The following is a 13,313-nucleotide window of genomic DNA, read 5'->3' on the forward strand; positions in this document are numbered from 1 at the left end:
CTTGATAAATACGCTTAATCATTTAAGTTTATTTTTCAAACAACAAGGAGATATTGTGAACAACCTGCCAACCATTCAACGCATGAGAAGACTGCGTAAAACAGAAAAGCTCCGCACTTTATTCCAAGAAACTCAGTTAACTATTAATGACTTATGTCTACCTATTTTCGTTGAAGAAGAACTTGATGATTATATGCCGATTGCCAGTATGCCCGGCGTGATGCGTATTCCTGAAAAACGTCTTGCTTATGAAATTGAGCGGATTGCCAATGCAGGTATTAAATCTGTGATGACTTTTGGTGTTTCTCATCACCTTGATGATAATGGTAGCGATGCATGGCAAGAAAATGGCCTTGTTGCGCGAATGTCCCGAATTTGTAAAGAAACGGTACCTGAGATGATTGTTATGTCAGACACCTGTTTCTGTGAATATACCTCACATGGTCACTGTGGTGTGATGCATGGCCATATTGTTGATAATGATGCAACTATCCATAACTTAGGGTTACAAGCTGTTGCAGCTGCACGGGCTGGTGCTGATTTTATAGCTCCATCCGCAGCAATGGATGGTCAGGTAGCTGCTATTCGTCAAGCTCTTGATGCCGCCGGCTTTACGGATACAGCAATTATGTCTTACTCAACAAAGTTTGCTTCCGCATTATATGGCCCTTTTCGTGACGCCGCGGGTTCTTGCTTAAAAGGTGATAGAAAAACCTACCAAATGAACCCAATGAATCGCCGTGAAGCGTTACATGAGTCATTAATTGATGAGCGTGAAGGTGCTGATGCATTAATGATTAAGCCTGCAGGAGCGTATTTAGATATCATCCGTGACTTGCGTGAACAAACCCAATTACCGATTGGGGCTTACCAAGTAAGTGGGGAATACGCTCAAATTAAATTTGCAGCTCAAGCGGGAGCAATTGATGAAACTCGCGTGGCACTCGAAACGTTAGGTTCTATTAAACGTGCAGGAGCTGACTTAATTTTTAGTTACTTCGCCCTGCAATTAGCCGAAGACAAGGCGTTATAATTTTCATCAGTCTATAGATGGCAACAAGGTTATTTGTTGCCATCTATACCCTATTTATATTTAGGTCCTACCCAATTAATGACTAACGAGAATACTGTTGTAGCCCCTTTTGTTGCTCTTAATTACTTGTAATGCTTGTTTCTAATCCAGCAAGCTGATTTTGATACATATCTTTTGTGTTATTCTGCTTATCTAACTCAGTTTGCAACTTATTTAAGCTAGTTGTACATGAATTCATTTTTTCCTGTACGTAATTTTGCACTGAAACATTCAATTCTTTACTATAATTCTGGATTTTATTTTCATGTTCTGTACTGAGTTCATTCTTTTTGTTTTGTAATTCTTGGATTTTATCTAATGCTACAAAATATTGTTGTACGTTTTCCGTAAAATTGCGACCCTCGAGATTTGGAACCTTGGTTTTTCCTGAAAACTCTTTGTGTCCGTCCTTTAACTCGAAACCAAATTTTTTCATCGCAAAGGAATCACTGGTTAGATAGCTTTTCCATGTAGTCTTTATCTCCCCGAAAAAACCACTATTCTCTACCTTAAAAATTTCTCCCTTTATCGCCTTATCTAATGAATCTCCTATATCTGGAATTTTTTTAACCAGCTCGTTTCTTTTAGTTAGTGATTTATTTTTGTTATTTTCAATAGCCGTATCAAGTTGCTTAATGCCTTTATTATAGTTTTCAATTGCCGTTGCTATTTTTTCAGTAACTAGCCCTTGATGATCCTCAGCCAGTAAAGAAACAACATCAGGTGTTTTAAGAAATTCAATTTCTAATTTCTTCTTATTTATTTTTTCTTCAGTCTTGATAATGTCATTTTTAATTCCGTTAAGTTCATTCTTTGTATTATTATATTTTTCTATTAAATTCGATTTTTTTGTTTCTAATGTGCATTTCTCTTTTGCACCTATTGATGCTAAAAGCGTTGTTTTGACAAAATTTAATTTTGTACTCTTCTCTTGAAGCATGCCTGAGTTTTGTGAATTAAGTTTCGTGATAAGTTTATCTATGCGAGATTCAAACACCTCCGTCCCGCCACTCATCAGTCTATTAAATTCGGAGCTATCAGTACTATTAGTGATCTTTGCAATATTACCGACTAACTTATTCAGTTCATTGAGCGGTTTTTTTGATACCTTACTTGACACCTCTAATTTATTGAGTGCGTTAATAAAACGCTGGGGTTGGCTTATCGTTGCCATAATATTATGTTCCTTTATTAAGTAAATGATATTTTTACAGATGTATTGCATCCTCAAGAATATTTACCTAACAAACATGAGACAATTCACTTATTTTGAAAAATTATTATTTCTTCGGAATATATCAGAATGACAATATGGAAGCCTCTTATAATGCCACATACAGCAACACTGTATATAAACACAGTATTGCCGTTTTTGGTCATTTTAGAAGAATAAATAAACAGAAAAAGCCCAAAACACTTTCAATCGATTATTTTTCAAGCTGTAACTCTAGCTGTTTCGATAACCCTTGTGCATATCTCTGCGCTTCTTCTGGTGTTAACAAGCCCGCAATCAATAAATCCGGTTTCCCTGAGGACGTTTCTGCGACTACTCCCCAATACTCGACCTCAAAGGTAATACTCTTAGGGTCTTGATCAGGCATTGGTAAAATATCAAAATAATCTTTTAATGGAGCAATGGTGATAGCGGTATAATCTGCATTTAAACCGAGTGGAAATTCTTTATCCGCGTACAAACGTAAGTCATGCACTTCCGTTTCTGGTGTTCTCATAACGATAGAATATAAATTAGGGATATGCTCTAAAATGTCACGAACCTCTTCATTTGCCCCATCAAAATGAGAAGTCGTCAATAAAATGTCTGCTGCCCACAATGCCCCTTTATAGAAATCGGTTTCATTGATATCTGCCATATTTATTTCCTTTATAGTGTTTTCGATAAGTTCAATCACTGTATGGTTGATACAGAAGCGATTACATTTATATTATTTTCAACAAAGAAACTGATTTATAGCGAACTACACCCTATTCTTAAGCAATAATGATAATCGTGTTCCCCTTTAATTGGTCATCTATTTATTACCATAGCCCAGAATCGAAACGAAAAAATTGAGAAAGAACAAGATTAATAAACAAGATAATATATTTAAAAAAAAACGTCTGCTGGGCGAACCATGCAGACGTTATTGCAGTAAAAGTTAGTGTAACATTTGTCTTATTACATAATGTAAAATACCGCCATGACGGTAATAATCCATTTCTGTCGAGGTATCAATACGACAGCGCATGGTAACGTCCTTTACCTCACCATTGCCGTAAGTAATTTTAACGACAATGTCTTGCCCTGGCACAAGTGACTGTAGACCATTAACATCAATACACTCATCACCTTTTAACCCTAGTGTTTTACGGGACTCGCCATCTTTAAACTCTAAAGGAACAACCCCCATTCCAATTAAGTTAGAGCGATGAATACGCTCATACGACTCAGCAATCACAACCCTAACACCTAACAAATTGGTCCCTTTAGCTGCCCAGTCACGGCTAGAACCCGAACCATACTCTTTACCCGCAATGATAGCCAATGGACGTTTGTCTTGTTGATATAACATCGCTGCATCATAAATCGCCATTTGCTGCCCTGTTGGGATATGCAATGTGTAGCCACCCTCAACCCCTGGCACCATTTCATTACGAATACGAATGTTTGCAAATGTCCCTCTCATCATCACCTCATGGTTACCACGACGTGACCCGTAAGAGTTAAAATCCGCAACCGCAACACCATGCTCTTGCAAATAACGTCCTGCAGGGCTCTCTTTTTTGATGTTACCCGCAGGTGAAATATGATCTGTTGTAACTGAATCGCCAAGGATAGCTAAAATATTTGCACCATGAATATCTTTGATTGGTGCGGGTTGAACTGACATCCCTTCAAAAAAGGGCGGATGGCGAATATAGGTTGAATCCGCCTGCCAATGGTAGGTTGATGAACTTGCAACTTCTAATGCACGCCAAGCCTCATCACCGTCAAATACCGCATTGTATTCTTTACGGAACATATCTGTTTTAACTTGCTGCACTGCCTGAGCAATTTCGACACTAGAAGGCCAAATATCTTTCAGATAGACATCATTGCCCTGCTTATCTACACCTAGTGGCTCATTCTTCAAGTTAATATTCATATTCCCCGCTAATGCATACGCGACTACCAAAGGCGGTGATGCTAGCCAGTTAGTTTTCACTAATGGATGAATACGCCCCTCAAAGTTACGGTTACCTGACAGCACCGCCCCAACAGTTAAGTCTGTTTGCTTAATCGCATCTTCTATCGGTTCTGGTAATGGCCCTGAATTACCAATACAAGTCGTACAACCATAACCGACAAGGTTAAAACCTAATTTATCAAGATAAGGGGTTAAGCCCGCGACGGCCAGATAGTCAGTAACAACTTTAGAACCTGGTGCTAATGAGGTTTTCACCCAAGGCTGGCGCATTAACCCTTTTTCAACCGCTTTTTTCGCTAGTAACCCTGCGGCCATTAATACGCTTGGATTAGATGTATTAGTACATGATGTGATTGCGGCAATCACAACCGCCCCATCTGTGAGTTCAAAAGTTTTATTTTGATATTTCACTGTCGGTTGTGCATTTTTTTCTTTCTTATTAACTTCTAATTCAACTGCACCGCGAAAAGCTTTAGGGACTTGGCTTAGCTCAACTCTGTCTTGTGGACGTTTAGGCCCAGCAAGGCTAGATTCAACTGTCGACATATCAAGTTCTAGCGTACTGGTGAAAATTGGTTCATCACCAACGTGACGCCATAAGCCTTGCTCTTTACTATATGCTTCCACCAGCGCGACTTCATCATCGCTACGGCCGGTTAACCGCATATATGACAATGTAATGTCATCAATAGGGAAAAAACCACATGTTGCCCCGTACTCCGGTGACATATTCGCAATGGTCGCTCTATCCGCTAACGGCAAATCGGCTAACCCATCACCATAAAACTCAACAAATTTACCGACAACACCATGTTTACGTAGCATTTGTGTTACCGTCAGCACTAGGTCTGTCGCGGTGATCCCTTCGGATAATTTCCCTGTTAATTTAAAGCCCACGACATCAGGGATCAGCATCGAAACTGGCTGACCTAACATAGCAGCTTCTGCTTCAATCCCACCCACACCCCAGCCAAGTACACCTAGCCCGTTGATCATCGTAGTATGGGAGTCAGTTCCTACTAAGGTATCAGGATAAGCGTATAACTGACCGTCAATTTGTTCGTACCAAACCGCTTTACCTAAATATTCTAAGTTAACTTGGTGGCAGATCCCCGTACCTGGTGGAACCACTCGGAATCGATTAAAAGCCTTTTGGCCCCAACGCAAAAATAGATAACGTTCATGATTACGTTTCATTTCAATTTCGACGTTTTCACCAAATGCAGATTGTGTGGCAAATTCATCCACCATAACAGAGTGGTCAATGACTAAATCTACCGGAGATAATGGATTTACTTGTTCAACATTCCCCCCAAGAGACTTAACGGCTTCACGCATCGCCGCAAGGTCAACAACTGCGGGAACACCCGTAAAGTCTTGCATGAGTACACGAGCAGGTCGGTAAGCAATTTCCCTGTCTGCGTGCCCCTTTTTTTGCCAATCAATAATCGCTTGTAAGTCTTGTTCTACCACCGAGGTTCCATCAATATGACGCAGTAGATTCTCAAGTAGGACTTTTAAAGATTTAGGTAACTTAGAACCGTCACCAAGTTTTTTAGCAGCACGTGCTAAGCTGAAGTAATGATACTGCTTGTTTCCAACAGTGAGCATGGAAGCACTGTCTGATTTTAGGCTCAACGACATAACTCCTCCTTGGTTTTTATAACTATAACGATAGGTATTAGCTACCGCCCTTATTTTTTGTTAACCAATTGTAATCATAGTTGCTTTAGAAATTTGATTTATAGATTTTGTGCCAAATTTTGAATTCCTATCTATTTATCATAGGAAATTTAAGTTAAGAAGGGAAATTGATACATTGAAAATATGTGGTCAGTGAACAGTTGCGTAGGTAAAATAAAGTGACTAGCCTTCTTGAATAGCAAATTGTAGCTAGGTAGATAGCGCTATTAGTAACCATCGCCCTAGCTACAACAAAGAATTAAATAATCGGCAACTTCATATCTTTAAAGAATTCTTCGATATCCTCATTATGCCTTAATGCGACTGCTTTATCGACGACATCACGCGTTAAGTGAGGTGCAAAACGCCAAATAAAATCATACATATAGCTACGAAGAAATGTGGTTCGTTTAAAACCAATTTTTGTTGTGCTATAGCTAAATTTATCGCGCATATCAATAACAACTAAATCACTGTCACTAATTGGGTCAACAGCCATACTGGCAATAATTCCGATCCCTAGACCTAACCTTACATAAGTTTTAATAACGTCTGCATCCGTAGCAGTAAAAATAATTTTTGGTTCTATGCCGACTTTTTGAAATGCAACATCGAGCTCTGAACGCCCTGTAAAGCCATGGGTGTAAGTCACAATTTGGTATTGGGCTATATCCTCAATAGTGACATTTTTTTTCGCGGCTAATGGATGGTCTTTTTGTACCACAACACAACGGTTCCAGTGGTAACACGGCAACATTATTAAGTCACTATACAAATGCAATGCTTCCGTCGCGATAGCAAAATCACTATTCCCCTTACAAACTTCCTCTGCAATTTGTGTCGGTGAGCCTTGTTGCATATGCAAAGAAACATGGGGATAACGCTCTATAAAACCTTTGATTACCGGCGGTAATGCATAACGTGCTTGAGTATGTGTGGTTGCAATACTCAAACTCCCTCTATCAGGATAGGTATGTTCCCCTGCCACCGACCGGATTGCCTCTATCTTAGACAATACCTCACGAGAAATACGTATAACTTCTTCCCCTGCTGGGGTTACGTGAGTTAAGTGTTTACCACTGCGGGCAAAAATTTGAATCCCTAACTCATCTTCAAGCATCCTTACTTGCTTACTGATCCCTGGCTGTGAAGTAAAAAGCCCCTCCGCAGTCGAGGAGACATTTAAGTCATGGTTAACGACCTCAACAATATAACGTAATTGCTGCAATTTCATATTTCAGTCTACCTCTTGCTTAATTATGTGGCTTTCACTATAGCTAAATAATATTAGTTATAACCAAAAGATATATATAACCAATTTGATATAACTAATATAACATTATTCAAACAAGAATAAACAGTATGATGATAAAATTTCATCTATACCTTACTTCTATCATTAGGGTCGTAAGAAATTGCAAAGACGGGTTAATTTAATTTCATAATGTGATTCAATAGATAAAATCAAACTGGAAAGATTTCCACTGCATTACCAATATTAATGAGTAATAGTGAAAATCAATATTCTCAACGAAGAGAGGTTGCTACATGCGTATAAATATTTTGGCTTTAATTATTGGTATGTCTACTATTTCTTTTGCCCCCCATTTGCTGGCAAAAGAAGTCTCTTATGGGCAACAAAAGATTGTCCTATCTGATTCAATCAACCCAGGGAATGACTTTTACCGCTATGTAAATGAGGATTGGATAAGCAAAGCCAAAATTCCAACAGGTATGCCACGTATAAACTCTTTTGTTGACTTGTATTTGAACACCGAAAAACAGACCCAATCTATTATTGATGAGTTACAAAAAATACCAGAAAACTCATTGAGTCATAATCAACGTAATATTCGTAATTTATATCTCAGCTACCTTAATGAGGAAGCCATCGAAAAATCAGGTCTCAGCCCAATACAACATGACTTAGACGCCATCAAAAAAGCTAAAGATCATAATGAAATAAGTGCGTTAATGACTCAGCCTGACTATAAATCACTGATTTCCTATTGGGTCGATTTAGATGCAAAGGCTCCTGATACTTACGTGTTATATCTTGGTCAAGGCGGGTTAGGGTTGCCTAATCGAAATTATTACCTTGAAGATACTCCTCAAATGAAAGATATTCGCCAAAGTTATATTGCTTATATCGGGACAATGTTGAAGTTAGCAGGTGAAACAGGTGTTGAGCAAAAAGCACAGAAGATTTTTGACTTAGAAAAGTCTCTTGCCACCGTTCATTGGAGCCCTGAGGCACGCCGTGATACTCTAAAAAATTACCATGCGATGTCCCTTGATGAAATGAAAAAATATACCCAAGGTTTTGATTGGGATGCATTTATTAGCAGTAGAAAATTAACGGATAAACAACTTGAAAAAGTCATTGTGGAAACAAACAGCGCTGTTGAACAAACAGCAAAAATTTTCGCAGATACGCCTATTTCAACATTAAAAGACTATTTAACTTTTCAATATATTAGTGAGCATGCTCGCTATTTAAATAAAACCGTTGCTGATGCCCAGTTTGATTTTTACTCAAAAAAACTCAATGGCGTAGAGAAACAAAGAACTCGCCAAGAACGCGCACTACAAACAGTTAATTCCCTACAAGGTGAGCCATTGGGTCAAATTTATGTCGAAAAATACTTTGATCCACAATCCAAAGAAAAAATTAAAGATCTCGTCAGTTATGTCAGGGGAACATTTAATGAGCGCCTGAAGGATAATGACTGGATGGATGACACCACTCGCCAAGAAGCATTAAAAAAACTAGAACAATTCACAGTAAAAGTCGGCTACCCTGACCAATGGAATGACTTTAGTACAATCAACTTAAACCCAAATACCCTCTTAGATAATTACAAACAGGTTCTAGCATGGTCATACGATGACATGATCAGCAAAATTGGCCAACCAGTGCGTAAATGGGAATGGGGCATGACACCGCAAACGGTTAATGCCTATTTTAACCCTGTACAAAATGAGATAGTGTTCCCTGCTGCAATTTTACAAGCGCCATTCTTTGACCCAAATGTTGACCCTGCTTATAACTATGGTGCCATCGGGGCAGTTATTGGTCATGAGATGGGCCATGGCTTTGATGACCAAGGCAGCTTATATGATGGTACTGGCCAGTTACGCAATTGGTGGAGCGATAGCGCAAAAGAGCATTTTAAACAAAAAACTGAGAAGCTTGTTGAACAATATAATGGTTTTGCTGTTGACGATTTAAATGTTAATGGGCAACTCACATTAGGCGAAAATATTGGCGACCTTGGCGGGCTCAATATTGCCTTAAGTGCTTATAAACAATTCGTTAAAGAAAATTACCCGAATGGAGAAGCCCCTATTATTGATGGAACAACAGGGTTACAACGTTTCTTTATTGCTTGGGCGCGTACATGGCAAGAACTGTCAAATAAAGAGTCTGAACGTAACAAAATTATGACCGACCCACATAGCCCTAACCAGTTCCGTGCAAATGGCGTGGTACGAAATATTGATGATTGGTACCAAACTTTCGGTGTTGATAAAGATAGTGCGCTGTATTTAGCGCCAGAACAACGTATTCGTATTTGGTAATACAAAAATAAGGTTCGGGATACTACCCGAGCCTTATTTTTCTAACCTTCATCGAAACCGAAAACAAGGTTCTATCTTTTCACTAAAATACGCTAAATAATTCGAGTTGTGACTAGCGAGCAAATGCTGTAAGCCCTAAGAGCATAACAAAAAGTATGTGACTAGGGTTAACAACCGTAGCCAACAACGCCACAGCTCGAAATATAACGAATATTATTTAATAACGCCGCAAGCCATCCTCGCCCCGCCGCCACCTAAAGCTTCAGGGTTGTCAGAATAGTTATCACCACCAACATGCACCATGAGAGCTCTTTCTTGGACATCTTTCAGTGATTTTAAGCGTGGTGCTAATACCGCATAGTTTGAATTGCCTTGGCTATCAGCAACTAAACCGGGTAAGTCACCTAAGTGGCCGCTATTATCGTATGGGCCTTTATGAACCCCGGTTTTTGCAGGGTCTAGATGACCACCAGCTTTCAATGCTGGGACAGATTTGCCATCTTTGTCTGCGGGTTCACAACTTGGGTTTTCATGGACGTGGAAGCCATGAACTCCCGCTTGCAAGCCAGCTAATTTAGGAGTAAACAGTAATCCGTATTCTGTTTCTGTGATAACAACCTCACCTATTGCTTTACCATCGCCAGTCGGCGTTGCCTCTTTTAATACTACGGTAGATTGAGCCGCATACGCAGTGCCCGCAGTAAATAATACAGCCAGTAAACACATTTTTAACTTCATTTTGCCTCCGGTGGATAACGTTTATCTATCATTCCATCGACTTACCTTAATACATTCATAAGATAAGAATTGTACTGTTTTAATCATCATTATTAATGACAATATCTAAGTTAGCACAAATCTGTTATCGCTTTGGTGCTGTATTTGAGTTTAGTTAATAATTGGTGGTTATATCACAATAGTGCCATTCAATAAGGCCAAAGATCGGTATTCACCTCTAAATAACAAAGCCAGTCATTTCTGACTGGCTTTGATTTTTTAACGTAAAAGTAACCTGTTACTTTTCTTTGACGACCCATTTACCATCAACATAAAAAGCACTCCAACCCGTTGCTTTTCCGTTCTTTTCGGAAGAAACATACTGCTGTTTAGTCTTACGACTAAAACGCACAACAGTTGGATTACCTTCACCATCTTCAGCAGGCGCTTCTGCTAAATAGGCTAATTTTTCAGGCAGACGGTCTTTAAAGCGTTGTAGCTCAGCCACTAGAGGCGCACGAGTTTCCCTAGATTTAGGGAAAGTATTCGCGGCAAGGAATACCCCAGCTGCGCCATCACGCAATACAAAGTAAGCATCTGATTTTTCACACGGCAATTCCGGTAGTGGCACTGGATCTTCTTTCGGCGGTGCAACTTCACCACTTCTTAAAATTTTACGTGTGTTTTTACACTCTTCATTGGTGCAGCCCATGTATTTACCAAAACGCCCCATTTTCAGATGCATTTCAGAACCACATTTGTCACACTCAATAACTGGGCCATCATAGCCTTTAATACGGAACTCACCTTCTTCGATTTCATAACCTTCACACGCAGGGTTATTACCGCACACATGTAATTTACGCTGGTTATCAATCAAATAGCTATCCATCGCAGTGCCACATTTCGGGCAACGACGCTTAGCTCTTAGCGCGTTAGTTTCCGCATCATCCCCTTCAAGCACGTTAAGAACTTCATCTTCAGGGATTAAATTGATCGTTTTCTTACAACGCTCTTTCGGTGGTAGTGCATAACCGCTACAACCAAGGAATACCCCTGTTGACGCTGTGCGGATGCCCATATGCCGCTCACAATCAGGACAGGTTATTGATGTAATAACCATCGGATTAGTGCGCATTCCCCCTTCTTCTGGATCTTTTTCAGCAACATCGAGTTGCGTACTAAAGTCAGAGAAAAACTCATCGAGAACCGCTTTCCATTCCGCCTCATGATTAGCAACATGGTCGAGCTGATTTTCCATACGTGCGGTAAAATCGTAGTTCATCAAATCGTTGAAGTTTTCTTCTAAACGATCAGTAACAATTTCACCCATTTTTTCCGCGTAAAAACGGCGATTTTCTACTTTAACATAACCCCTATCTTGAATGGTCGAGATTATGGCTGCATAGGTAGAAGGACGACCAATTCCCCGTTTTTCTAATTCTTTAACTAATGATGCCTCACTAAAACGCGCTGGTGGCTTGGTGAAGTGCTGGCTAGGCAATAATTCGATTAATGATAGTTCCGTGCCTACTTGGATAGGTGGCAACGTTTTATCTTCATCGTTTTTGCGCAGCGCAGGCATCACTTTCGTCCAACCATCAAAACGTAACGTACGCCCTTTGGCTTTCAGTTCAAACTCTCCCGCTTTCACTGTTAAGGTCGTAGAGTCATATTTCGCAGGCGTCATTTGACATGCAACAAATTGGTTCCAAATTAATTGGTACAATCTTTTGGCGTCATTTTCCATATCTTTTAGTGAATCAGGTAACACATCAACACTAGAAGGACGGATAGCTTCGTGCGCTTCTTGAGAATTATCTTTGCTGCTATATACGTTGGCATCTTTAGGCAGGTATTTCGCGCCAAAGTTGTCATTAATATAGCCACGAACCATATCTAATGCATCTTGACTCAAGTTAGTTGAGTCGGTACGCATATAGGTGATGTAACCAGCTTCATACAGGCGCTGTGCCATCATCATGGTTTTCTTCACCCCAAAGCCTAAGCGCGTACTCGCTGCTTGCTGCAAGGTTGAAGTAATATAAGGCGCACTCGGTTTACTCGAGGTTGGACGGTCTTCGCGGTCAATAACCTCAAAGCGTGCTTTTTCAAGCAATTTTACCGCCGCTGTAGTTTGCGCTTTATTAACAGGCTTGAACGATTTACCAGATTGCGACGTAACTTCCATGCGTAAATTTGCAATGTCTTTATCCGCTAAATCAGCGTGTAATTCCCAATATTCTTCAGGAACAAACGCTTTAATTTCCCTTTCACGCTCAACAATCAGTTTCACTGCGACTGATTGAACACGACCGGCAGATAAGCCACGAGCCACTTTTTTCCACAAAAGTGGTGAGACCATATAACCCACAACACGGTCCATGAAACGACGAGCCTGCTGCGCATTAACCCTATCAATATTTAATTCACCAGGGCTATCAAAAGCTTGTGTGATGGCATTCTTTGTAATTTCATTAAACACAACTCGACTAAAACGAGATTCATCACCACCTATCACCTCACGCAGATGCCATGCGATAGCTTCCCCTTCACGGTCCAAGTCCGTTGCTAGGTAGATATGATCAGCATCTTCTGCCAGTGATTTCAGTTCAGAAACAACTTTTTCCTTGCCTGGCAGAATTTGATAATTCGCTTCCCAACCATGGTAAGGATCAATCCCCATACGCTTGACTAACGCATCACGAGGATCTTTTTTAACTTTCTTTGTTTTGTCGGTAGATGAGCCTGTACTCTTTTGTGAGCCGGTTTGTGAACCAGAGCCGCTTTTCGGCAGATCACGAATGTGGCCAACGCTGCTTTTCACAACGTAGCCACTGCCAAGATACTTATTGATCGTTTTGGCCTTTGCCGGGGACTCCACTATAACAAGAGCTTTACCCATATTTACCTTTACCTAAATATCAACAATGGCGCATTTCTACATTAAAATGCGCAAAATGAGAATCTCTTTTTTATATTGCGACACAATCACAATATATCAATAATTTTTTAAACAATTATTTGTGCTGAAACAAAACTTATAAACTCAGTCACGTTATTCTAAAAGAACA

General features: G+C 39.9%; 8 protein-coding genes. 2 read left to right on the forward strand and 6 right to left on the reverse strand.

Annotation, left to right across the window (positions count from 1 at the left end):
• The first annotated feature begins 55 nt into the window (after positions 1 to 55).
• Positions 56 to 1,033 (forward strand): porphobilinogen synthase, encoded by a 978-nt coding sequence (hemB, locus tag P3L56_RS10685; RefSeq protein WP_129465948.1) that lies wholly within the window; start codon positions 56 to 58, stop codon positions 1,031 to 1,033.
• Between the two features lie 118 nt (positions 1,034 to 1,151).
• On the opposite strand, the gene P3L56_RS10690 is transcribed toward hemB, so the two are convergent.
• The 4 genes from P3L56_RS10690 to cysB form a co-directional block, all read right to left on the reverse strand.
• Positions 1,152 to 2,246: a hypothetical protein gene (locus tag P3L56_RS10690; RefSeq protein WP_210831444.1), complete on the reverse strand. Its 1,095-nt coding sequence runs from the start codon at positions 2,244 to 2,246 to the stop codon at positions 1,152 to 1,154.
• A 253-nt stretch (positions 2,247 to 2,499) separates the two neighbouring features.
• Positions 2,500 to 2,943, reverse strand: a complete 444-nt coding sequence (locus tag P3L56_RS10695; protein ID WP_129465950.1) for a hypothetical protein — start codon at positions 2,941 to 2,943, stop codon at positions 2,500 to 2,502.
• 285 nt (positions 2,944 to 3,228) lie between these two features.
• A complete protein-coding gene (gene acnA, locus P3L56_RS10700; protein WP_198860650.1) occupies positions 3,229 to 5,901 on the reverse strand; it encodes an aconitate hydratase AcnA in 2,673 nt (890 codons plus the stop codon).
• 298 nt (positions 5,902 to 6,199) lie between these two features.
• Positions 6,200 to 7,174 carry an HTH-type transcriptional regulator CysB gene (gene cysB / locus P3L56_RS10705; protein ID WP_042843677.1) on the reverse strand — a complete coding sequence of 325 codons (975 nt, stop codon included), beginning with the start codon at positions 7,172 to 7,174 and terminating at the stop codon, positions 6,200 to 6,202.
• 314 nt (positions 7,175 to 7,488) lie between these two features.
• Between cysB and P3L56_RS10710 the strand changes: the two genes are divergently transcribed.
• Entirely contained in the window at positions 7,489 to 9,522 is a 2,034-nt protein-coding gene (locus P3L56_RS10710; RefSeq protein ID WP_166685039.1) for a M13 family metallopeptidase, read from the forward strand.
• Between the two features lie 213 nt (positions 9,523 to 9,735).
• Here P3L56_RS10710 and sodC read toward each other — a convergent pair whose 3' ends face one another.
• On the reverse strand, positions 9,736 to 10,260 hold the full coding sequence (gene sodC, locus P3L56_RS10715; RefSeq protein WP_210831446.1) for a superoxide dismutase family protein: 525 nt from the start codon (positions 10,258 to 10,260) through the stop codon (positions 9,736 to 9,738).
• Between the two features lie 277 nt (positions 10,261 to 10,537).
• A complete protein-coding gene (topA, locus tag P3L56_RS10720; protein ID WP_042843673.1) occupies positions 10,538 to 13,144 on the reverse strand; it encodes a type I DNA topoisomerase in 2,607 nt (868 codons plus the stop codon).
• Between the last annotated feature and the right edge of the window lie 169 nt (positions 13,145 to 13,313).

The sequence above is a fragment of the Providencia sp. PROV024 genome, assembly GCF_032709665.1.
GTDB lineage: Bacteria > Pseudomonadota > Gammaproteobacteria > Enterobacterales > Enterobacteriaceae > Providencia > Providencia huashanensis.

Bases quoted from the DNA above. Each gene is read 5' to 3' on its own strand.
- P3L56_RS10710 (WP_166685039.1), top strand. From the start codon at position 7,489: ATGCGTATAAATATTTTGGCTTTAATTATTGGTATGTCTACTATTTCT.
- topA (WP_042843673.1), bottom strand. From the start codon at position 13,144: ATGGGTAAAGCTCTTGTTATAGTGGAGTCCCCGGCAAAGGCCAAAACG.
- sodC (WP_210831446.1), bottom strand. From the start codon at position 10,260: ATGAAGTTAAAAATGTGTTTACTGGCTGTATTATTTACTGCGGGCACT.
- acnA (WP_198860650.1), bottom strand. From the start codon at position 5,901: ATGTCGTTGAGCCTAAAATCAGACAGTGCTTCCATGCTCACTGTTGGA.
- cysB (WP_042843677.1), bottom strand. From the start codon at position 7,174: ATGAAATTGCAGCAATTACGTTATATTGTTGAGGTCGTTAACCATGAC.
- P3L56_RS10690 (WP_210831444.1), bottom strand. From the start codon at position 2,246: ATGGCAACGATAAGCCAACCCCAGCGTTTTATTAACGCACTCAATAAA.
- P3L56_RS10695 (WP_129465950.1), bottom strand. From the start codon at position 2,943: ATGGCAGATATCAATGAAACCGATTTCTATAAAGGGGCATTGTGGGCA.